General features: G+C 32.2%; 25 protein-coding genes. 13 read left to right on the top strand and 12 right to left on the bottom strand.

Annotated elements, in window-relative coordinates:
• Nucleotides 1-2: 2 nt before the first annotated feature.
• Both rpsG and rpsL read right to left on the bottom strand, forming a co-directional pair.
• A complete protein-coding gene (rpsG, locus tag WNY60_RS12540) occupies nt 3-479 on the bottom strand; it encodes a 30S ribosomal protein S7 (protein WP_028283867.1) in 477 nt (158 codons plus the stop codon).
• A gap of 21 nt (nt 480-500) precedes the next feature.
• Nucleotides 501-875, bottom strand: a complete 375-nt coding sequence (gene rpsL, locus WNY60_RS12535) for a 30S ribosomal protein S12 (RefSeq protein WP_028283866.1) — start codon at nt 873-875, stop codon at nt 501-503.
• A gap of 180 nt (nt 876-1055) precedes the next feature.
• On the opposite strand from rpsL, the gene WNY60_RS12530 reads away from it, so the two are divergent.
• The 6 genes from WNY60_RS12530 (at nt 1056) to rlmB (ending at nt 10178) form a co-directional block, all read left to right on the top strand.
• A complete protein-coding gene (locus WNY60_RS12530) occupies nt 1056-2750 on the top strand; it encodes a hypothetical protein (protein ID WP_342862569.1) in 1695 nt (564 codons plus the stop codon).
• A gap of 119 nt (nt 2751-2869) precedes the next feature.
• Nucleotides 2870-5932, top strand: coding sequence for a SusC/RagA family TonB-linked outer membrane protein (locus WNY60_RS12525; RefSeq protein WP_292942486.1), 3063 nt, complete (start codon nt 2870-2872; stop codon nt 5930-5932).
• Between the two features lie 12 nt (nt 5933-5944).
• On the top strand, nt 5945-7432 hold the full coding sequence (locus WNY60_RS12520) for a SusD/RagB family nutrient-binding outer membrane lipoprotein (protein WP_342862568.1): 1488 nt from the start codon (nt 5945-5947) through the stop codon (nt 7430-7432).
• A 19-nt stretch (nt 7433-7451) separates the two neighbouring features.
• Nucleotides 7452-8351 carry a hypothetical protein gene (locus tag WNY60_RS12515; protein WP_145000926.1) on the top strand — a complete coding sequence of 300 codons (900 nt, stop codon included), beginning with the start codon at nt 7452-7454 and terminating at the stop codon, nt 8349-8351.
• A gap of 13 nt (nt 8352-8364) precedes the next feature.
• On the top strand, nt 8365-9375 hold the full coding sequence (locus WNY60_RS12510; protein WP_342862566.1) for a hypothetical protein: 1011 nt from the start codon (nt 8365-8367) through the stop codon (nt 9373-9375).
• Between the two features lie 68 nt (nt 9376-9443).
• Nucleotides 9444-10178: a 23S rRNA (guanosine(2251)-2'-O)-methyltransferase RlmB gene (gene rlmB, locus WNY60_RS12505; protein WP_191100506.1), complete on the top strand. Its 735-nt coding sequence runs from the start codon at nt 9444-9446 to the stop codon at nt 10176-10178.
• On the opposite strand, the gene WNY60_RS12500 is transcribed toward rlmB, so the two are convergent.
• Nucleotides 10173-10925, bottom strand: a complete 753-nt coding sequence (locus tag WNY60_RS12500) for a rhomboid family intramembrane serine protease (RefSeq protein ID WP_145000932.1) — start codon at nt 10923-10925, stop codon at nt 10173-10175. The genes rlmB and WNY60_RS12500 overlap by 6 nt on opposite strands.
• Nucleotides 10926-11168: 243 nt before the next feature.
• Here WNY60_RS12500 and WNY60_RS12495 point away from each other — a divergent pair, with 243 nt between their 5' ends.
• Nucleotides 11169-12446 carry a replication-associated recombination protein A gene (locus tag WNY60_RS12495; protein WP_145000934.1) on the top strand — a complete coding sequence of 426 codons (1278 nt, stop codon included), beginning with the start codon at nt 11169-11171 and terminating at the stop codon, nt 12444-12446.
• On the opposite strand, the gene WNY60_RS12490 is transcribed toward WNY60_RS12495, so the two are convergent.
• From WNY60_RS12490 to radC, 4 genes are read right to left on the bottom strand one after another with little or no spacing between them, the layout of a single operon-like run.
• Nucleotides 12443-13294, bottom strand: coding sequence for a hypothetical protein (locus WNY60_RS12490; protein ID WP_342862565.1), 852 nt, complete (start codon nt 13292-13294; stop codon nt 12443-12445). The two genes, WNY60_RS12495 and WNY60_RS12490, sit on opposite strands and share 4 nt — an antisense overlap.
• Nucleotides 13295-13296: 2 nt before the next feature.
• Complete coding sequence (locus tag WNY60_RS12485) at nt 13297-13989, bottom strand: YjjG family noncanonical pyrimidine nucleotidase (RefSeq protein ID WP_342862564.1); 693 nt, start codon at nt 13987-13989, stop codon at nt 13297-13299.
• The gene (locus WNY60_RS12480; RefSeq protein ID WP_339808467.1) at nt 13973-15271 is read right to left on the bottom strand and encodes a polysaccharide deacetylase family protein; all 1299 of its coding nucleotides are present in this window, start codon (nt 15269-15271) and stop codon (nt 13973-13975) included. The genes WNY60_RS12485 and WNY60_RS12480 overlap by 17 nt, the downstream gene beginning before the upstream one ends.
• Nucleotide 15272: 1 nt before the next feature.
• The gene (gene radC / locus WNY60_RS12475) at nt 15273-15971 is read right to left on the bottom strand and encodes a DNA repair protein RadC (RefSeq protein ID WP_145000942.1); all 699 of its coding nucleotides are present in this window, start codon (nt 15969-15971) and stop codon (nt 15273-15275) included.
• A 74-nt stretch (nt 15972-16045) separates the two neighbouring features.
• On the opposite strand from radC, the gene WNY60_RS12470 reads away from it, so the two are divergent.
• Nucleotides 16046-16639: an FMN-binding negative transcriptional regulator gene (locus WNY60_RS12470; RefSeq protein ID WP_342862563.1), complete on the top strand. Its 594-nt coding sequence runs from the start codon at nt 16046-16048 to the stop codon at nt 16637-16639.
• 10 nt (nt 16640-16649) lie between these two features.
• Nucleotides 16650-17018, top strand: coding sequence for a DUF1304 domain-containing protein (locus WNY60_RS12465; protein ID WP_342862562.1), 369 nt, complete (start codon nt 16650-16652; stop codon nt 17016-17018).
• Here WNY60_RS12465 and WNY60_RS12460 read toward each other — a convergent pair.
• A complete protein-coding gene (locus tag WNY60_RS12460) occupies nt 17015-17722 on the bottom strand; it encodes a uracil-DNA glycosylase family protein (RefSeq protein ID WP_342862561.1) in 708 nt (235 codons plus the stop codon). The two genes, WNY60_RS12465 and WNY60_RS12460, sit on opposite strands and share 4 nt — an antisense overlap.
• A gap of 119 nt (nt 17723-17841) precedes the next feature.
• On the opposite strand from WNY60_RS12460, the gene WNY60_RS12455 reads away from it, so the two are divergent.
• Entirely contained in the window at nt 17842-17979 is a 138-nt protein-coding gene (locus WNY60_RS12455; RefSeq protein WP_145000950.1) for a 30S ribosomal protein THX, read from the top strand.
• Here the strand turns inward: WNY60_RS12455 and WNY60_RS12450 are convergent.
• From WNY60_RS12450 to WNY60_RS12435, 4 genes are all read right to left on the bottom strand, one after another.
• A complete protein-coding gene (locus tag WNY60_RS12450) occupies nt 17969-18307 on the bottom strand; it encodes a hypothetical protein (RefSeq protein WP_145000952.1) in 339 nt (112 codons plus the stop codon). The two genes, WNY60_RS12455 and WNY60_RS12450, sit on opposite strands and share 11 nt — an antisense overlap.
• Complete coding sequence (yaaA, locus tag WNY60_RS12445; protein ID WP_342862560.1) at nt 18264-19022, bottom strand: peroxide stress protein YaaA; 759 nt, start codon at nt 19020-19022, stop codon at nt 18264-18266. The genes WNY60_RS12450 and yaaA overlap by 44 nt, the downstream gene beginning before the upstream one ends.
• A 212-nt stretch (nt 19023-19234) precedes the next feature.
• The gene (locus WNY60_RS12440) at nt 19235-20272 is read right to left on the bottom strand and encodes an RluA family pseudouridine synthase (protein ID WP_145000955.1); all 1038 of its coding nucleotides are present in this window, start codon (nt 20270-20272) and stop codon (nt 19235-19237) included.
• Between the two features lie 3 nt (nt 20273-20275).
• Complete coding sequence (locus tag WNY60_RS12435) at nt 20276-20839, bottom strand: PASTA domain-containing protein (RefSeq protein ID WP_145000957.1); 564 nt, start codon at nt 20837-20839, stop codon at nt 20276-20278.
• A 126-nt stretch (nt 20840-20965) separates the two neighbouring features.
• On the opposite strand from WNY60_RS12435, the gene WNY60_RS12430 reads away from it, so the two are divergent.
• The 3 genes from WNY60_RS12430 to coaD are packed head-to-tail and all read left to right on the top strand — an operon-like array spanning nt 20966 to nt 23056.
• Nucleotides 20966-21940, top strand: a complete 975-nt coding sequence (locus WNY60_RS12430; protein WP_145000959.1) for a D-alanine--D-alanine ligase — start codon at nt 20966-20968, stop codon at nt 21938-21940.
• A gap of 39 nt (nt 21941-21979) precedes the next feature.
• A complete protein-coding gene (locus WNY60_RS12425) occupies nt 21980-22588 on the top strand; it encodes a zinc-ribbon domain-containing protein (RefSeq protein WP_342862559.1) in 609 nt (202 codons plus the stop codon).
• A gap of 12 nt (nt 22589-22600) precedes the next feature.
• Nucleotides 22601-23056: a pantetheine-phosphate adenylyltransferase gene (gene coaD, locus WNY60_RS12420; RefSeq protein WP_145000963.1), complete on the top strand. Its 456-nt coding sequence runs from the start codon at nt 22601-22603 to the stop codon at nt 23054-23056.
• Nucleotides 23057-23087 lie beyond the last annotated feature (31 nt).

The raw sequence follows: 23087 nt of genomic DNA, 5'->3' as shown, positions 1-23087 counted from the left end.
TATTAAAATCTAAAGTGAGAGAATGCTTTGTTTGCTTCAGCCATCTTGTGAGTATCTACACGTTTTTTAACTGCTGCTCCTTCTTCTTTAGCTGCTGCTAAAATTTCTGATGCTAAACGCAATGCCATAGATTTTTCGTTTCTCTTACGAGAATAACTAATTAACCATTTCATTGCAGTTGAAACCTTACGATCTGCACGTATTGGATTAGGTATTTGAAATGTTGCTCCTCCAACTCTACGACTACGCACTTCTACGTGAGGCATAACGTTTGATAACGCATCTTTCCAAATTTCTAAAGCTGTTTTTTCTTCGTCTGTCTTCTTTGTATCTACGATGTCAATAGCATCATAAAACACTTTAAAGGCTACAGACTTCTTTCCGTCCCACATCATCATGTTAACAAATCTAGTTACTAACTGATCGTTAAAGCGAGGATCTGGTAAAAGCGGTCTTTTTTTCGCTGCTCTTTTTCTCATGTCTTCTTCTTAAGTTTTTAATTAACTTTTAGGGCGTTTTGCACCATACTTAGATCTACGTTGTGTTCTTCCTGCAACACCTGCTGTGTCTAAAGCACCACGAACGATGTGATATCTAACTCCTGGTAAATCTTTTACCCTTCCACCTCTAACCAATACTATCGAGTGCTCTTGTAAATTGTGACCTTCTCCACCGATGTATGCATTTACTTCGTTTCCGTTTGTTAAACGAACCCTTGCCACCTTACGCATTGCTGAGTTAGGTTTTTTAGGTGTCGTTGTATAAACACGAGTACACACACCACGTCTTTGAGGACACGAATCTAAAGCAGCCGATTTACTCTTCTTGGTTATTTTGGCTCTTCCTTTTCGTACTAATTGTGAAATTGTTGGCATATAACTTTAATATAATTTTATGTTACCTCTCTTTAAGAGGGGTGCAAATGTAGTGATTATATTTAATTAATCAAATCATAACACATTAATTTTCAATAGAATTTAAAAATAAATCACAGCACCATATTATATAGTAAGAATTTTGCGTTATTTTATCCTCTAAAACATAATTATCACATCTTGAATCTAAAAACAGCAACATCAATACTTTTTATTCTTCTATTTCAATTTAGTTGGAGCCAAGAATTAGTTTTAAATATTTCTGGAGTTGATTCAAATGATGATAAAATAATTTCATTTTATGATTACACTAAAAAACACGAAACCTTACAGTCTTTAGAGGATGAAATAACACTATTTCAAAATAAACTTAAGAAGAACGGTTATATTAATAACACACTTTTTAGTATTACAGAAAATAAAGACTCAGTTTTTTCAGTTTTACTACAATTAAATAACAAAATAGAATTTTTAGCTATAACACTAGATAGCTCTATTACTGAGCAAACCTATTATTCAAAATTGAATTTAAAAATAACTAAAGACAACGAGGTTATAATTCCCTATAGCAATATAGAGAACGAACTTATAAAGTATAATAAAATAATAGCCTCAGCAGGCAACCCCTTTTCCACAATAAAACTAAGCGACATTATTAGTCGTGATCAAAACACATTAACAGCTAAACTTATAATTAGTGATGACGACAATAAAAGAAGTCTTGATAAAATAGTAATTAAAGGATACGAAAAATTTCCGAAGTCCTTTTTAAAACGTTTTTTGAAAATTAATAAAAACAAGATCTTCAATATTGAGGCCATTAATAAAAAAACAAAATCACTAAACAATTTAAGTTTTGCAAGACAATCAAAAAGTGCAGAAATATTATTTACTAAAGATTCAACTCACTTATACCTTTATTTAGAAAAACTAACCAGCAATAATTTTGATGGATACATTGGATTTACCACCAACGAAAACACAAATAAAATTGAATTTAACGGATACCTTGATTTAAGCTTAAATAATAATTTAAATTACGGAGAAACCTTGTACCTAAATTACAAGAGCGATGAAAGTGACCAAAAAAATTTCAATCTTACAACCACTCTACCTTACATATTTTCATCGCCAATAGGCATTGAAGCATCGTTACAAATCATAAAACGAGACTCCTCTTTTATAAATACAAAACAAAAAGGAAACCTTTACTACCAATTAAACGACGCTAATCGCATATATGCAGGGATTGAATCCACCGAATCGAGCAACTTATCAAACACCGAAGATTTTACTAACATCACCGACTTTAATAGCCAACTTTTTACCATAAAACATCAATACAAAACATTACAAAACGCAGAAAGAATTTTCAAAACAAAAACCGATTTAAGTTTAGAGTTTGGAACAGGCTCAAGAAAAACAACCACAAACAACACTAAGCAAACCTTAATAACCATTATTGGAGAGCACATATTTAAATTAAATCACACCAACAGTATTTATACTAAAGCACTAATACATAGACTTGAATCTGACAATTATTTTGACAACGAACTATATAGGTTTGGAGGAATAAATAACATTAGAGGTTTTACAGAAAACAGCCTAAGTGCAAACAGCCTTAATATGCTAATGACAGAATATAGGTACACGTTAAGCGAAGGCGTGTTTGTAAATACAGTTTTAGACTATGCCAACTTTAAAAACCAACTACTAAACCAAAATGAAAATATTATAGGTTTTGGCTTTGGATTTGGCGTATTAACAAACAGCGGATTACTACGTTTTATATACGCTAATGGTAAGACAGAAAATGAAACAGTAAAATTCTCAAATTCTAAGATACACCTAAGTTTAACTGCTAATTTTTAGGTAAAACTTATGTTATTATTGAATATTTCAAAAAAAAAATGAAATTTTAACCAATAAATATTGTTTAATTAACTTTTTATTATGATTTTTGGCATAGACTAATTCAAATAAATTATAAAATGAAAACAAAGTTTAGTGGAATTTTAACGCTATTTCTAGCGTTTGTTGTGCAACTATCGTTCGCACAAGACAAAACAGTTTCAGGAGTTGTTTCTGACGAAAATGGGTTGCCTTTACCTTCGGCAACTATTGTAGTTAAAGGAACTTCTCAAGGAACGACAACAGATTTTGATGGTAATTACTCTATTGGTGTAACAACTGGTGGTGTTTTAACATTTAGTTATGTTGGTTACGGTACTAAAGAAGTAAAAGTTGGTGCTAGTAACAGTATTAATGTAAGCCTTGAGCCTGATAATGCTCTTGACGAAGTAGTAATTACCGTTTTAGGTATTGAAAGAAAAGCGGATGAGCTTACTGCTGCTACTGAAACTGTAGACGCAGAAGTGCTGACACAGGCTTCTAACCCTAACGTAATACAGAGTTTAGCTGGTAAAGTATCAGGATTAAAAATTAACACGACTAATAACGGTGTTAATCAATCAACTCGTATTGTATTAAGAGGTAACAGATCGTTAACAGGTAGTAACGAGGCGTTAATTGTAATTGATGGAGCGATTTCTTCAGCAAATACTTTAGCAAATCTTTCGCCTGAGATCATTGCATCTACAAACGTTATTAAAGGAGCTGGAGGTAGTGCACTTTACGGTTCTCAAGGAGCAAATGGTGTAATCATCGTTACTACTAAAAGAGGAACTAGTGATGAAAAAATCAAAATTGATTTTAACAGCTCAATTCAATTTGAGTCAGTTTCTTTCTTACCAAAAAGACAGACTAAGTACGGTCAAGGTTGGAATGGTGGTCACGTAGCATATGAAAACGGAGGATGGGGTCCAGAATTTGATGGATCAATAATGCCTGTAGGTTTAGCGCAAGCTGATGGATCTTACATTATGGCACCATATTCTGCTATTGAAGACAATATTAAAGATTTCTTTAAAACAGGTACAATTAAGCAAACAGGAGTTTCTATCTCAGGTGGAGATGCAACATCTTACGCTTTATTATCTGTTAACAGACAAAACACTGATTTTGTTGTAGATGGAGATGAATTAGGTAGAACAAACATCTTATTTAAGGCTGGTAAAACAATCGGAAAATGGGAATTAGGTGGTAACATTAACTATGTTAACTCTAAAACAAGTACTACTACTTCTGCTTTATTTACTGAGTTACTACAAACTGCAACTAACATTCCTGTTGGACAGTTTTCTCAACCTTTAAATCAATACCACTGGACATCATATTACAGAAGTCCATACTGGATGAGAGATAACATCAGAAACAATGATGAGTCTGATCGTTTTAACGGTATCATCAATTTAAAATACCAAATTAACGATAACATTAACGTAAGTTCTCTTTCAAGTTTAAGAACTTTTAGCAGCAACTTTTTAGGATATACTAATGGATATACTGACCTTTTAGGTGTTGGTGGTGGAGATCACTCTACTGTATCTAACTTTAGTACAAACAATCAAGAATCTAAGAATATCTATAACGATATCTTCTTAAACTTTGATTATATGTTAAATGATGATGTTTCATTAAAAGCAACATTAGGTAACAACATACAAGATAACTTATCTACATTCACAAGTGTTGCAGGTAGTAACTTAACTATCCCTGGTTTTTATAACATTGACAACATTACAGGAACACCAACAGTATCTAACAGTACTTCTAGAAACAGAAGTTATGCTGTATTTGCAAGTGTGGATTTAGGATATAAAGATTTCTTATTTGCTACTTTAACAGGTAGAAATGACTGGACTTCAAGATTAAATAGTGATAACAACTCTTTCTTCTACCCAAGTGCAGGTTTAGCATTCATTCCAACTAAAGCATTCCCAGAATTAAAAGGAGATGTTTTAAACTACGCTAAAATATCAGCTAACTACGCAAGAGTAGGTAATGATCGTGTAGGAACTTATGAAATCAACAATACTTACAACCAAGTTAGTGGATTCCCTTTTGGAGGTCTTAACTCTTTTGGTGTAGACACAAGTGTAGCAGATCCAAACTTAGTTAATGAGTTTATTACAAACAAAGAGATAGGTTTAAACTTAGCATTCTTTAAAGGAGACCGTGTAACAATTGGAGCTTCTTACTATGTAACAAATAACACTGACTTAGTAACAAACGTTACTTCATCTACAGCTTCTGGATTAACTCAATCTACAATTAACATTGGAGAAACAGAAACTAAAGGTTACGAAGTTGATTTAGGTATTACACCAATCAGAAATGATAACTTTAGATGGGACTTAAACTTTAACATTGCTTCTGATGAAACAATCGTTAAGAAAGTATCTGATAACACTGATGAAGTTTCATTAGGAAACGGAAACGCAGATGTAGGTATCTTCGCTACAGTAGGTGAAGCTTTCCCTTTAATTAAAGGTACAGGTTACCAAAGAGATCCTAATGGACGTGTCTTAATTGACCCTTCTACAGGAAACCCATTAAAAACGTCTGAGTTTATTAATTTAGGAGTTGCAAACCCTGATTATGTATTAGGTTTAAGTACTTCTTTAACTTATAAAGGATTTAGATTAGCTGGTGTATTTGATTACAGAACAGGAGGTCAATTCTGGGCTGGTACTAAAGACTGGTTATCATGGAGTGGACACTTAGTAGAATCTGCTGAAAACGGAAGAAGAGGATTTATTTTCCCTAACTCTGCTATCGAAACTTCTCCAGGAGTTTATGCTGCTAACACAAACGTTGTTACAGGTGGAACAACTTACGCTAACTACTTAGATTATTTCTCTAATGAATATAGAGATGTATCTGAAAACTTTGTATTAGATGCAACTGCATTTAAAGTAAGAGAGCTTTCATTAAGTTATAGCCTTAACCAAAAAGCATTAGATGCTATTGGATTTAGCTCAGTAAGAGTAGGTGTAAATGCAAGAAACCCGTTTGTTGTATTACCTAAAGAAAACAGAGGATACGCTGATCCAGAATTCTCTAACACTACAGGAAATGCTCAAGGTTTAAGTGTATCTGGACAATATCCAGCAACTAGAAGTTACGGACTAAGTGTTAATTTAACTTTTTAATAAAATTCAAAGATGAAAACAAAATTTAATATTATATTATTAGTAATTCTTACAATTACTATGTCATGTAGTAATTATTTGGATATCAATGACAATCCAAATAGTCCATCTGCAGATGTTGTAACGCCTGATTTAGTATTAGCAGGTGCATTAGCATCAACATACAGACAACAAGCTAGAAGAATGAACATTCTAGGAAACGTAATGATGAACAGATGGGGAGCTAACGTAAATGCTTTTACAGGTGGTTTCTCTGAAGAATTCTCATTAGCGATCGATAATGGATTTTACGATGACATTTACGATGGTCTTTATTTAACGACTGCTAATTTTCAAGCAATCATAGATTACGATGGTAGTGAGTATAACAATCATAAAGCGATTGCTAAAATTATGAAAGCATATTACTTTCAGTATTTAGTAGATTTATATGGTGATATTCCTTACACAGAAGCACATAAAGGTATTGATAACTTAACACCTTCTTATGATGATGATGCTACGATTTACAGATCTTTAGTAACTGAAATTGATGAAGCAATTGCTTTAATAGCTTCTTCTGGATCAGCAACAGCTGTAGGATCAGAGGATATCGTTTACGGTGGAGCAATGTCAAATTGGGCTACTTTAGGTAACACAATTAAATTAAGACTATTATTAAGACAAGCAACTAAAGCTTATACTTTAGGAAATGATGCTGAATTAGCAACGTATTTAGATGCACAATTTGCTGCACTAGATGGTAGTAACTTTATTGCAGTTGATGCTGTAATTAATCCAGGATATTCTGATGGACAAGTTGCACAACAAAATCCATTTTACGCTTTAATGTTCTCTAATGATGAGTCTACTTCAGTAAATTATAATTTTTACAGAGGATCTGATTACGCAATTGAATTCTTAAAAGGTAACTTCCCAGGAGCTGTACCAGATGCAAGATTAACTGCACTTTACGGATTAAACGATGATGACCAATACGTTGGACATACTCAAGGTTTTGATGGTACTCAATCTCCAGAAAGTCTTTCTCCAATTGGACCTGGTTTAGTAATAAACTCTGCTCAAGATGGTTATTTAATGACAGCTGCTGAATCTTTCTTATTACAAGCTGAAGCACAATTATTAGGTAAATTAAGTGGTGATGCTCAAACATCTTTCCAAGCTGGTATTGATGCGTCTTTCAACTTATTTGGATTAGATTCTTCTACTTATAACCCAACTGCTCCAACTATTGGATGGGCTGGAACAGATGCTGAGAAAACTGAAGCTATCATGAGACAAAAATGGGTTGCTTTAAATGGAATTAATGGTTTGGAATCTTATATCGAGTTTACAAGAACTGGATATCCTTCAGGAATACCTTTAGCTACAACAGCGCAATCATCAACTAGACCAAAAAGATTATTATATCCTTCGTCTGAGTTAATATCAAATGCTTCTAATGTTCCTCCAGTAAGCAGTGCACAAGCATTTGCAACAGGACCATTCTGGGCACAATAAACTATAAAAAAGAAAAGAAATGAAAAATTTAAGAACTTATTTGTTAGCAGTTTTAAGCTGCTCGCTTTTAGCATCATGTATCGTTGATGACGAAATTGATGTAGACAATGAAACATTTAACGGTCCTTTAGTAGTTGGTTTTAAAACTGACGATAACTTAGGGAACTTTGTTGAAGAGCCAGGTGCTCAGTTTGATTTTGATATTCCTGTTCACCTTATTGGTGGACAATCAGGACAACCTTCAGGATCAACGATCACTATGTCTTATGAAATTGGAACATTTGCAGATTTAAAAATATCTGACGATGAATTAGCTGATTTAGAAACAATGTTAGATATTAATAATACACCACTTGATCCAAGTGATGATGTTAGAAAATATCCTATAGCTGTTCCTGGAACACATTTCGACTGGGTTGATACAACTTTAGAAACAACTATACCTGCTAACTCAACATTTGATTTAATTCCAATTAAAGTTAATAACGATGCTTTAGATAATGCAAAAACTACTGTTTTTGTAGTTAACCTAAAAACATTAGTAACAGTAGATAACGTAGTAATTTCTGAGCAATTAGAATCTACTTTAGTAAGATTACAATTATGTCGTACTGATTTAGCTGGAACGTATAGTGTAAACTATGCAACACCTGCTAACCACACGATTGTACACTTAGGAGCTGGTAACTATGAATTAAATAGTATGTTTGGATGGCCAAACAACACTTACAAGTCTTACTTCTATGCTTGTGCTGGTAACTTAATCTTTACTGAATGGCAATTTTCTAACGAAATTATCCAAGGTAGTCCAGGTTATGTTGACCAAGCTACAGGACAATTAGTATTCCCTGAATTTGGTATTGGTGGATCTGCTGGACCTATATATTCTGGAAGTACTTGGATATTAACTTTACAATAAAAAATATAAGACGATGAAATACATTAAAAATATATTATTATCATGTACTGTTGTAGCGCTTACATCATGTGTTAATGATGATGTAAATTACACTACTACAGATAAGCCTACTGTATCTATGACAGGGCAATCTGCTACTAGTATAATGGAAGGAGAAACAATTACTGTTTCTTTAACAACAGATGCTACTTATAAAGAAGAAATGGACTTTAAACTAGAATTAGTTTCTGGTGGTTCTAACTCTGACTATATTGTTAGCGATGCTGACGGATTAGCTACTGGTGCAACATCTGTAGATGATGGTTTTGGAGCGTTTGGTTACAAAATTGAATTTCCTGCATATGCAGAAAACCATACTTTTAACATTACTGCTGTACAAGACGTTTTAAAAGAAGGTACTGAAAATTTAAGATTTAAATTAACAAGTGCTGATAACAAAAATGGATTAGCTGCAGGTGGAGCTATCTTTATTGACTTAGAAGTTACTAACTATGTTAGTGATGAGTTAGTTGCTGTAATGGATTTTGACAAAACAGTAAGTTATGTTACTATCGAGCAAAAAATACTTGAAACTGATTTAGATGACGAAACTGTTGATCATACTGACTCATTATGTAACTTAATAGATTACGATTTTTACTTAGGTTCTTGGTTCTCATGGGCAAGTTGCCCAGAAGAAATTAGTGCTGCAAACGCAGCTGCTAATCCAGGAAACACAACAGCTCCAGGAGGTCCTTTAGCTGATGGTGATTACGTAATCGTTGCTGACTTATATGAAGTAGATTTAGGTTTAGATGCAGACGAAAATGAAATCTTAGATGGAGATTTTGCTTTACCATTTACTTTAACTATAAATCACGTTGGAACATTCAATGCTAGCATTGATTTCCCTGCAACTTACTTTTCTAACAGCCCACAAAGTGCTGCTGGTGGGAATGGTCAAGTATTACTAGGAACATTAAGTGTTGTTGGTGGTAAATACATATTAAAAAATGCAGATGATGAGGTTGTTGCTGCAGAGTAATTAAACCTTAATTAATAAATTTAAAAGAGCCTGATTTATATCAGGCTCTTTTTTTATACCTTTGCGACATGGATAAAACAACTCAGATATTTGGACTTAGAGCTATTATTGAAGCTTTAAATGCTGGCGAACATGTAGATAAAGTCTTTTTACAAAAAGGACTAAAAGGCGACTTGTTTCAAGAATTAGAAACAGTATTAAAGGACAAGAGAGTTAACTCATCTTACGTTCCTGTTGAAAAATTAAATAGATTAACAAAAAACAATCACCAAGGTGCTGTTGCACAAATTGCTCCTGTTAAGTTTTATGATATTGAGGAATTGTTTGACATGGTGTCTAAAAAAAATACAACTCCGCTTTTTTTATTATTAGATCAACTTAGTGATGTTAGAAACTTTGGTGCTATAATACGTACTGCAGAATGTACTGGAGTAGACGGAATAATAATACAAAGTAAAGGTGCGGCTCCTGTAAATGGTGATACTATTAAAACAAGTGCTGGTGCAGTATTTAAAGTGCCTATTTGTAGAGTGGATCACATTAAAGACGCTGTGTTTTTTCTGCAAGCGTCAGATATTAAAGTTATTGCTGCGACAGAGAAAACGGATAATACATTATTTGATGTTTCGTTTAAAGAGCCCTGTGCTATTATAATGGGATCTGAAGGTCGTGGTATAAATCCATCTATATTAAAAATAGCTAATGAGAAAGCTAAACTACCTTTATTAGGTGAAATAGAATCTTTAAATGTTAGTGTTGCTTGTGGTGCCTTTTTATATGAAGCGGTAAGACAACGTCTATAACTCTTTATTTTTTTTATAAGTATAACTAATAGTAACAGGAAGCGTTACTTCTGGAAGATTATTTTCAGGTAACTCCTCCTCTACTGTGGTTTCGATAAAATTACCGTTTTCATCAAAATGTTTTAAAAACTCGTCATCGTCTTCGTTGTAATCGGGTTCTTCCCAAACATACCTTTTCGGTTTTGCTATTTGTTTTCTAAAAAATAAAGCAAATACTAATCCCACGATTAAACCACTTAAATGACCTTCCCAAGAGATACCTTCCTCCAAAGGAATAGTATTCCATATCATACTACCATATAAAAAAGCGACTAGTAAGGACAATGCAATTAGCCTATAGTGTTTGGCAAAAACACCTTTAAAAAAAACAAAACTAGCTAATACATATATTAATCCGCTTGCTCCTATGTGGTAAGATGGTCTACCAATGCACCAAGTTAAAAAACCAGATAATAGTATGCCATACAACAGTACTTTAAATGCGATAGGTCTATAAAAATAAAACAAGGCTGTACTTAACACAAATAAAGGTATGGTATTATGCCATAAATGGGAAATCCCAGAATGTATAAACGGACTGCAAATCACGCCTATTAACCCTGTTATTTTTTGAGGATAGATGCCTAAAAAATTAAGGGAAAATCCAAACCTAATTTCGATAGCAAAAATTAACCATAGCAATATTACAAACCCTATTGGATAAGCAATAACGTCTATGGTAAACTTAAAAGGTTCTTGTTGTTTCATTTGCAATACATATAGCAAATAGTTAACCACTTTTAATGTCTTGCAATAATGTCAGTCGGTTACTGCGTGAAGGATTACTCATGAATACTATTTAGAAAGAAATCGTGATGACTTCGTAATTGAATGATTTGTCTAAAATCCTTTTTGCCTTAGCAAAAAGATTGAGTAATGAAAGCCAGACTTTTTTGTTAAGAATGCGCAAAAAAGACACGCCTAAACAAAATTTAATTTAATTTTACAGTTATGAACACGCCTTTAGCAGAACGATTACGTCCACAAACTTTAGACGACTATATAAGTCAGTCACATTTAGTAGGTCCAAACGGGACTTTAACCAGTCATATTAATCAAGGCATTATACCTAGTATGATACTTTGGGGACCTCCTGGTATTGGAAAAACAACGTTGGCTAATATTATTGCGCAAACCTCTAAGCGTCCTTTTTATACTTTAAGCGCAATTAGCTCTGGTGTTAAAGATGTGCGAGAGGTTATTGAGAAGGCTAAAAATAGTGGTGGTTTATTTACTGCTAAAAACCCAATTTTGTTTATTGATGAGATTCATAGATTTAGCAAATCACAGCAAGATAGTTTATTACAAGCTGTAGAAAAGGGTTGGGTAACGCTAATTGGTGCAACGACTGAAAATCCAAGTTTTGAGGTAATATCGGCATTATTGTCACGCTGTCAGGTTTATATTTTAAAAGCTTTTGAAAAAAGTGATTTAGAGGACCTTTTAAAGCGTGCGATTGAAAAAGACGAGTACTTATCTAAAAAGACTATAAAACTTAATGAAACGAGTGCCTTATTGCGTTTGTCAGGTGGTGATGCTAGAAAACTTTTAAACATCTTTGAACTGGTTGTTAATAGTGAGGATAAACCTATTATTACAATAACAGATGCTATGGTTTTAGACAAGGTACAAAATAATACTGTGCGTTATGATAAAACTGGAGAGCAGCATTATGATATTGTGTCTGCTTTTATAAAATCCATTAGAGGTAGCGACCCAAATGCTGCTGTGTATTATTTGGCTAGAATGGTTGAAGGTGGTGAGGATGTAAAATTTATTGCTAGACGTATGCTAATTTTAGCTAGTGAAGATATTGGTAATGCTAATCCAACTGCATTGGTTATGGCTAATACAACGTTTCAGGCTGTAAGCACGATTGGTTACCCTGAGTCTAGAATTATATTAAGTCAGTGTGCCACTTATTTAGCAAGTTCGCCAAAAAGTAATGCTGCTTATATGGCTATTAACCATGCTCAACAATTGGTTAAACAAACTGGAGATTTAAGTGTGCCTTTAAATATTAGAAATGCACCAACTAAATTAATGAAAGAGATTGGTTATGGCGAAGACTACAAGTACAGTCATAATTATGAAAATAATTTTGCTAGTCAAGAGTTTTTACCAAAAGAGGTTAGTAATACTAAGTTATACGACCCAGGAAATAATGCTAGGGAAAATGCCCAACGCGACTTTTTAAGGTCACGTTGGAAGGAAAAATATGGTTACTAAAACTTAATATTAATTGCCTTTATCTGTAAGTCATTATTAACGTAGTGTGCCAATACCCATTGATTATTCATTTTATAGATTAAAGCGTCTTGTCCTTTTACAATGTAATAATCCTCTTTACCTGAAAATAGAATAGTATAAACAACAGTGTTATTTGCGTCTAATAGATTATAACTAAATACAGATCCTGTTATTAATTGGGCTTTTAAGGTGTTATCTGCTGTAGTAGCTACCTCTAAATTACTATTGGATTTGACAGCTGTATTGGTTGCTTTAACAACCTCATCTTTAGTTTTATCTATAGTTGTTACTTTAGGACTCTCTTCAGTTACTTTATTAGCTTTTAAGGTTTCTATTTCTTGTTTTAGCGCTTCCACTTGCGTTGTTGTACTATTTTCTGTTGTCGCTTTATAGGTGTGCTCAAAACTTGAAAAGGTATTAAATGCATTACGTGTTGCTTCGTTATAGGCTACGATGTACTTTTTATCTCTAGACTCGCCAATATCCGAAGCAAAGACAATTTCTTTTTTACAGTTTTCAAATTGGATGTTTACTTTGGTCTTAAATAATGAAGATGAATTTTTTAATGTTGCATACAATACTAAACAACCATTTGCTATAGCATCGTCTGGTAAAACATCGGTATTACTAAATACAGTGAAATTTTGTTTTTGTAATAAAAACGTAGTCAAACCATTTAATCTATATTGATCAGGTTCTGACTGAAAATCAAATTGATTAGCAACTACAACATACTTGTAATTATTTAACTTGTCTTGTGCGTTGACACTTGTTAGTAAGCTTACTAACATAATAACAATTACACTTACTTTATTTGAAATTTTCATAATTATAAATATTTTTTAATGTCTAATAAATGATTAACAACCTTAATTTCTGGACTAATTTCTGCTTTGTGGTAATTAAAACAAATGGCATCCAATCCAATATCTAATGCGCCTAAAATATCTGCTTCATAATTATCTCCTATCATGATACTGTTAGCCGAATTGGCATTAGCTAACTTTAATGCAAAGTTAAAAATTTGAGGGTTAGGTTTTTTAACACCTGCAACCTCTGCACTTGTAACTGTAGTAAAATAATGATCTAACTTAGATCCTTTTAATTTATTGTTTTGTGCTTCCTTAAATCCATTTGTAATAATATGTAAATTATATTTGGTTTTAAGGTAATCCAACAACTCTATAGTGCCATCAAATACATGATTAAAACTGCTTAGATGGTTAATATAATCTTCAGATATTGTGTTAATCAAATCATCTTCAATGCTAAATTGTAAAGCATCGAAGGTTTCTTTTAATCTATTGTAACGCAAATTGTCTTTAGATACTTTTTCATCTCTATATAATTTCCAATATTTAAGATTTATGGGTTCGTAAAATTTTAAAAAATCGGCTAATTTAGTATTAACCTCATATTTCTTAAAAAGAAAATCAAAGGTTAAAGCAGAGTTTTTGTCGAAGTCCCAAAGCGTGTGATCTAAATCAAAAAATATATGTTCTACTTTATTTTTTTTTAACATCTAAAATAATATTGAATAAGGTTTTAAAGTGTTTCCAACGTTCTTGTTTATTAAAGGTGTAGTTATGAAACACAGGTACAAAAGTACCATTTACATTTTTGATACTTTTAATTAATCTTTTTAAAGATTGTTGTTTATCTAATAACGAGTGATATTTTAAAAATGCAAAATCTAATGCTTGATAAGGGACAATTTTAAGCGGTGTTTGCACTTCAAAATCTACATCATAAAATAAAAATGGAGTACACGTTCCGGCTCTAAACCCTAAATGATTAACGTAACCCATGGTATAGTCTTCAGGAATTTCTAACTCGACTAAATTACGATATGATTCTGGCAAATTAACTTTAGAAAACGAGTGTCTAGAACCCACTATAGCATTGTTTATAATACCCTCCATTCTTGTTTTCTCTTCTTTTAATAAATCCAAATTTGTTAAAGCAAAAAAAGAGGTCTTGATACCTATTTTGCAATAATCTGCAATGTGTTTGATTAACGAAATAAACTTTTGCTTTTGAGGATTGATATTTTTATCATAGGTTGAAAAATCGCCTAATAAAAAGAAAAACACAAACTTATATTTTGAAGCTTTTTGCTTATTAATAATATACTTGTAATTATCCAATGGATCACGCTTAAAACCGGTTAAAACCGAATAACGCTCGTACAAGCGTCTAAATTTAAAAGTAAAAAAATCTTTAAACGTACCTCCTACAGTGCGCATTATTCCTTTTAATTTATACTCGTAAGCCATAGGAACATCAATAACAGGAATTACAGTATACTTTTGTTCTGGAAAGCTAAAATCTGGATAAGTGGCTTGTAAAATAGCTTTAAATTTGTATGCCCAAATATCTACTACAGGTTGGTCTAAAAAATTGTTTTTATATGCTAAACTCTCTTCTGCTGTGTAGCGTCCAAACTCGTCTTTAAGATGTGGTAAATATTCTTCATACCTACTAATTAAATAAAAAGAGGCTGCAAAAATATCAAATGGTACTGCACTTTTATCTCCTGTTGGAAAAAAACATTTTGTGTCTTCCCAAGGTAAGACTGTTATGTCAATATCTGATAATCCTTGCTCAAATAGCAACTCATTGCTACGCACAAAAATCTCGTTACTTAAAGGCTGTCTTGTATAAGACATTTTTAAACTATCATGTGCAATAAACTCTTCAATAACAGTAGTAAAACTAACAGGCACTCCTAAAATTCTAGTACAAATTTGTTTAAAAACATACTTTACTCTAGGTGTTATTTTATGTGTATAAACTAATAGCATATTACAGTATAGATTGATCTGCAAAGCTAAAATAACTTTGCTCTGTAATGATTAAATGATCTAAAACTTTTATATCTAAACTTTGTGCTGCTAATTTTAATTTTAAGGTCACATCCTTATCTGCTTGACTAGGTTTTAAAGTTCCTGAAGGATGATTGTGTGTTAATATTAAGCCTACTGCTCCAACCTCTAAAGCTGTTTTTAAAACCAATCTAGTGTCTACTAATGTACCTGTTATTCCACCTTTACTTAGTTGGCTTTTGTGAATTACTTTATTTGAATTATTTAAATAAATTATCCAAAACTCTTCATGTGGTAACTCGCCAATAATAGGTTGCATCAATTCAAATACAGATTTACTAGAGGTTATCTTCTTTCTTTCTAGTGCTTCTCCTCCTCTACGTCTACGTCCTAGCTCCAAAGCTGCAATAATAGTTATTGCTTTGGCTTCCCCAATTCCCTTAAACTCCATTAATTGTTTTATGGTCAGTTTTCCTAATTGGCTTAAATTATTGTCTGTAGACGCCAGAATACGCTTACATAAAGCAACAGCACTTTCTTGTCTATTACCAGATCCTATTAAAATGGCAACCAACTCGGCATCACTTAAGGCGACTTTACCTTTGTAAAGTAGTTTTTCTCTAGGTTGATCGTCCTGAGACCAGTTTTTTATTGAAAATGAAGTACTTTTATCAGACATTTTATAAATCTACACAATATTTAGTAAATTTTAAATGAAATAAAATACTTTGAACTTATAACCTTATAAATCTATTGTATCCTCCAGCAAAACATCAAGAAAATGATAAAGGACACTTATTAGAAGTGATAAAAACATATCCTTTAGCAACTATTATATCTGTAAAGGATAACACTCCTTTAATTACACATTTACCATTAATATATCGTGAAACTGATGGTAAATTAATTGGCCACATTGATATATATAATCCACAGACTAATCTTTTAAAGGATGAAAACGAAGTCACTATCCTTTTTTATGGCCCACAATGCTATATATCGCCTAGCGTATATACAACTACTCAATTACCAACTTGGAATTATATTAGAGTACATTTAACTGGAAAAGTGACTAAAATTGAAAGTACTGAAGCTTTAAAACAATCTTTGATTACCATGACTGAATTTTTAGAAGCTCCAGAACACAACTATGTTTTGGAGTCCAACAATCCTAGATTAGATAAAAATTTAGAGTATATTAAAATGTTTGAAATCACAATAGACACTTGGGAAGGTAAGTTTAAATTGTCTCAGGATAAAAAACCAAAGGATAAGGAAAATGCACGCGAAGCCTTAATAAAAGCTAACCAAGAAAGCATTAAACAATTTTTAGATTCAATTTTTTAAAAAGATAATTATGGATATACTATTAAACCTTGTTATTGGATTTGTAACGTTATTACACGTATACTTTTTATATTTTGAAATGTTTGCTTGGGAAACTACAGGTCGTAAAGTTTTTAAAAGTTTTCCAAAAGCGCTTTTTAAACCTACTAAAAGCATGGCTGCCAACCAAGGTTTGTATAATGGGTTTTTAGCTGCTGGATTATTATGGACTTTTTTTATAACTGATCAATACTGGCAATCCAATATTAGAATGTTTTTTTTAAGTTGTGTCGCTATTGCTGGTATTTATGGAGCGATGAGTGTTTCTAAAAAAATATTTTTTGTACAAGCACTTCCTGCTATAATAGGCATCCTATTGGTACTATTTATTAATTACTAAAAATACTCACTATACTGCATGACCCTAAAATCAAAAGTATTAAAACTTGGGTCTTTAGCTTTTAACTGCTTATATAATGGATTGCTACCAATAGCGATATTTGCTGCTCCAGATCCTGAGGTTAATGATACAGTTTTAATTAATCGCTCTTTTTTATTACTGAATAAATCAGCTTTAATGTTATCAACTGTGTTTACAGCATTTGGTAGCATAAATTGATGAATTTTAGGCGTGATTTTGGATACCAACTTAAAAGAAATATTATAGTCTTTAATATGTTTTCTAAAAAAATATTCAGGTCCATTTTTGCTGTTACCTCCTGTAAATAATAAGGTGTCAATATTTGGATACTTTAGTAAATAACCAATTAAATCGCGTAGATGTATATTGGTCATGCCTAGGTCTGAAGCATCTATTTTTTCTCGTTCTGCACTAGCTACAATATCACAAACACCAATTTTATTTTGAATTAAAAAACGCTTTCGTTGTTGGATGGCTTCATGAGAGTTATCATAACGTAAACCTAAACTGTGAATTTTATCAATATATAACCATAAACTGTTATAATAGCTTCCATAGCAAAAGTCTACATCTTTTTCTAATAACTGTCCAGTAGTAAAACGTGGTGGTGGTAAAGTACCGACTATTAGCTTAGTGGTATCTTTTTTAATAAACGGTGGATATGGATGTATATGTTTAAACATCGTATAATTTAAGTATAAAATAAAGTCCAAATAAATTTTATAACAACTTTAATAATATAACCTTGTTTAAAAATAGTGCTTTTACTACCTTATACTATAATTTTAAAATAAAAAAAAAAATGGGTAAAGGAGATAAAAAATCCAAACGAGGAAAAATTAACAGAGGTACATTTGGTACTAGACGTCCACGAATTAAAAAACGTGTAAAACCGGAAACCAAAATTAATGTGGACAAAAAAGATACGGTTAAACCTTAAACCGTTCTCCTATTTTTTTACCAACTACATAAGCACCATAAATTGCTAAAATCAATATTACTATAGTACAAAAAATATACAGTGGATATAGTATAAAGTTATGCTCTGAATTTAAACAGATAGTGTCTGTTATACAAACAGTAATTACCTGATCGTATAATTTAGGCAACACAAAGCTAACTAACAATAAAGCTGCTATTACAGAAAGTAAATACGTTACATTCTTATTTTTTTTTGGCTTCCCTGTTGCTTTAAATAAATCGCGTTCTGATTGAGTACGTTTATTATCTTGTAAAGACCAAGTCTTTTTGGGTTGAGAGGTTTCCATCAAATTGATAATTATTGTAGTTAAACTGTTTTAAATCTTCTATGGTTTGAGCGTTAGTATCAATAACGTATTTGGCCATTAAACCTCTAGCCTCTTTGGCATAAAACGATATTATTTTAAGTTTACCGTTTTTAAATTCTTTAAAATTTGCTGTTATGACTGGTACTTTAAGTGCTTTTGTATCTACTGCTTTAAAATACTCGTTACTGGCTAAATTAAGAAACACTTCGTCGTCTTCTAGTTCTTGGTTTAAGGCTTTGACTATATCTTTTTTCCAAAATTCATATAGATTTTTATTGCTTCCTACTGGCATTTTTGTTCCCATTTCTAATCTGTAGGGTTGTATTAGGTCTAACGGTTTTAAAACACCATATAAACCAGATAAAATCCTGATAGTATCTTGGGCAAGGTCTAACTTGTCTGCTGCAATATTATAAGCGTCTAACCCTTTATACACATCTCCATTAAAAGCATACATTGCAGGTCTAGCATTATCCTTTGTAAAAGGTAGTGCCCAATCTTGATTACGGTTATAATTTAATTGTGCTAAATTATCGCTAATACTCATTAATTGAGATAGGTCTTTAGGCTTTTGCTTTTTTAATACCTTATTTAGTTTTGTGGATTGCTCTAAAAAAAGAGGTTGTGTCGCTTTTACTGTAGGTAATTTGCTTTCAAAATCAAGCGATTTTGCTGGAGATATAACTAGTTTCATTGTGTTTTTATTTCTGATATAAAAATACAAATTATATGACCTTTATAAAAGCTGAAACTATAGTAATTTTATATATTAAAATGTGTGTTTACTATCGCTAGTCTTTGCGTTAGCGATAGTAATGACATCCTTTTTTTGCTGCCATATATGGCAAAAAAAGATATAATGGATAGCGCGACCCTTGTGGTAACGCCCAAATTATATTTTATAACTTATTCCATGTGTTTGGAATAGCCTCTCCACTTTTCAATACATTCCTGAATATCGTCTGGAATTTCAGACTCAAAACTCATAAATTTATTTGTTGTAGGATGCACAAAGCCAAGTGTTTTTGCGTGTAGTGCTTGACGTGGTAATACTTTAAAACAGTTGTCTACAAATTGCTTGTATTTGGTAAACGTGGTTCCTTTTAGTATTAGGTTTCCGCCATAACGCTCGTCATTAAACAAGGTGTGTCCAATATGTTTCATGTGGACGCGTATTTGGTGTGTGCGACCTGTTTCTAGCTTACAGCTGACTAAAGTTACATAGCCTAAACGCTCTAAAACCTTATAGTGTGTTACTGCTGGTTTACCTTTGTCTGCATCGTCGTCTAAGTATACTGTGTTTTGCAGTCTGTTTTTTGGGTGACGTCCAATGTTACCTTCTATGGTACCTTCTTCCTCATCCATGTTACCCCAAACTATTGCGACGTATTCACGCTCACTTGTTTTAGCTTTAAACTGTGCTGACAAATGTGCCATAGCAACTTCCGTTTTTGCTACAACTAATAAACCTGATGTGTCTTTATCTATCCTATGGACTAATCCTGGACGATCGCTAGAGTTGTTAGGTAAATTATCAAAATGAAATATTAATGCATTGATTAATGTCCCAGAATAATTACCATGTCCTGGATGAACAACCATACCTGCTGGTTTGTTAACGACTAGTAATTGGTCGTCTTCATAAACAACATCTAATGGTAAATCTTCTCCTACCAATAGGTTTTCATGTGGTGGATGCTCAAAACGCACTGCAATAACGTCTTCCGGTTTAACCTTATAATTAGATTTAACTGGTACGTCGTTTACAAATATGCTTCCGTTTTTGGCTGCATCTTGTATTTTATTACGTGTTGCGTTTTCTATTTTGTTCATTAACCATTTGTCTATACGTAATGGTTTTTGACCTTTATCTGCTGTAAAAGAATGATGTTCAAATAATCCATCTGCATCTTCCTCTTGTAATTCTGGTGTGTAGTCCTCCATAATTTAATTGCCTCCAGGACGGTTACCGTTACCTAACACGACATCTATTACTGCTGTTTTAGGCAGTTTTGTATTAGGTTTTAATGTTTCTCCTTTATGACGTAATTCTCTAACCATATCTTTACCAATATGGTCAACATATATTGTTTTTCCTATTTTAAAGCCTAATGCTTCAATTGTTGGTTTTGCTTGTCTAAAACTTTTATGACTTAAATCAGGCACTGCTATTTTACGGTATCCTGACGGATTTAATGTAATGTATATTTTGCGGTTTTCTTTAACTTTAGCGCTTGCTTTTGGGTCCTGCTCTATTACAGAAAACTTTGGGTAATCGGGATTAAAATTAGCCGAGTCCTGAATTTGCATTACCAAGTTGTTTTTTTCTAACTCTATTTTTGCAACTTCTATCGATTTTCCTGTCAAATCCGGAACCGTTTCAAACTCGTTATTATTTGTAGTAATGTTTAACCACTTAAGCATTAAAAACACTAAAACAACCACAGCGACTACTGCTATTGCTAATTGCTTAAAAAACACTTTACTTTTAAGAAAATTGATGACACTCATTTAACTAATTTTTGTAGGCAAATATATAAAAACTAAAAGGTTTTATCTTCGGAATAAAATAAATGATATTTTTACAAAACGAATATTTTAATGGTTTATTGAATATCTGAAATAATTTAGATTTAAATGAAAAAAAACATTGCCATAATAATGGGAGGTTATTCTAGTGAATATAAGATCTCTCTTACCAGCGGAAACGTGGTATATCAAAATTTAGATAAGGTTAAATATAATGCCTATCGCATACATATCTTTAAAGACAAATGGGTTTATGTAGACGATGCAGATCAAGAATTTGCTATTGATAAAAACGATTTTTCTGTAACTATAGATAATAATAAAATTACTTTTGATTGTGTTTTTAATGCTATTCATGGTAGTCCTGGAGAGGATGGTTATATGCAAGGCTATTTTAAATTACTAAACTTACCGCATACCAGTTGTGGGATGTATCAAGCTGCTGTTACTTTTAACAAAAGAGATTGCTTAAGTATTTTAAAGCCTTACGGTATTTTAACTGCTGAAAGCTATTACCTAAATTTAGGTGATCCCGTAAATGAGGAGGATATTATTACTAAAGTTGGATTACCCTGTTTTGTAAAGGCTAATAAAGCTGGAAGTAGTTTTGGTATTACAAAAGTGCACAAAAAAGAAGACCTACAACATGCAATTAACCATGCCTTTAAAGAAGATGACGAAATAATTATAGAGTCTTTTTTAGATGGTACTGAGGTATCTGTGGGTGTTATTACTTATAAAGGCGAAACTAAAGTTTTACCAATTACAGAGATTGTTAGCGAAAATGATTTTTTTGATTACGAAGCTAAATACCTTGGTAAATCTCAAGAAATTACGCCTGCAAGATTAACTAAAACACAAGAAGCCAAAGTAAATACTGTAGCTAAAAAGGTCTATGAGGTTTTAAGAATGACTGGTTTTTCTAGAAGTGAATTTATTTTTAAAAATAACGAACCTCATTTATTAGAAATGAATACCATTCCTGGTCTTACTAACGCTAGTATTTTACCACAACAAGCGCAAGCTGCAGGAATTAGTATGCCTGATTTATTTGGAAATGCTATTGAAGAAGCTTTAAAATAAATAGCCTATATTTAATAATTAACCAAATCCCCAAACACTATGGTTTTTTACGGAAGTAAAGCTAGCAAACTTAAAGAAGGTCAACTTATAAATGTAAAATGTCCCAATTGCACAGAAGGACAAACCATGCATTATGCTATTTATGGTAAATATGCTTACGTATATTGGATCCCTTTATTTCCTATAGGTAAAACTTATGTTTTAGAATGCAACCATTGTAAACGCACGTACAGCCTAAAAGAACTACCTGAACAAATAAAACAAAAGTTTGAACTAGAAAAAACAGGCGTTAGGTTTCCGTTTTGGTATTTTAGTGGATTGATAATTATTACTCTTGCTATTTTAGTTGCAACATACTTAAGTAAAAAAGATGACGAAAATGACACCTTGTACATTAACAATCCTAGGATTGGAGATGTGTATTCCGTTAAGGCATCACAAACTGGATATTACACATCTATGAAGGTTACTACAATCACATCAGATAGTATTTACGTCATTTTTAATGATTATGAAATAGATAGAAAATCTAAAATTTATAAAATAAATAAAACAGAAAATTATACCACAGAGCTAGATGGCTACTCAAAACAGGAAATAAAAACCCTTTTTGAGCAAGAGTACATTTACGAAGTGGATAGAGATTAAACTAAGATAATTATGAAACGAGCACTTTTTCCTGGATCCTTTGATCCTATCACATTAGGTCATTTGGATATAATAAAACGTGGCGTAAAACTTTTTGATGAAGTAGTTGTGGCTATAGGTGTTAACTCTGAAAAAAAATATATGTTTTCTTTAGAAGACCGAAAACGTTTTTTAGAAGACACCTTTAAAGATGAACCTAAAGTAAAAATAATGACCTATAAAGGTCTGACTATTGATTTTTGTAAAGAGATTAATGCTCAATTTATTTTACGTGGCTTACGTAATCCTGCTGATTTTGAGTTTGAAAAAGCAATTGCACATACTAACAGAAAACTATCAAAAATAGAAACTGTATTTTTATTAACTGCTGCCAGAACATCTTATATAAGTTCTAGCATTGTTAGAGAAGTAATAAGAAACAATGGTGATTACACTGTCTTAGTTCCAGATAGTGTTAGGGTTAAATAACCTCACAATAAAAAAAGGCGAGCATCAAATG

Origin of the sequence: Olleya sp. AS48 (genome assembly GCF_038900355.1) — a bacterium.
Classification (GTDB): domain Bacteria; phylum Bacteroidota; class Bacteroidia; order Flavobacteriales; family Flavobacteriaceae; genus Olleya.
This window is presented reverse-complemented; position numbering and strand designations above follow the sequence as displayed.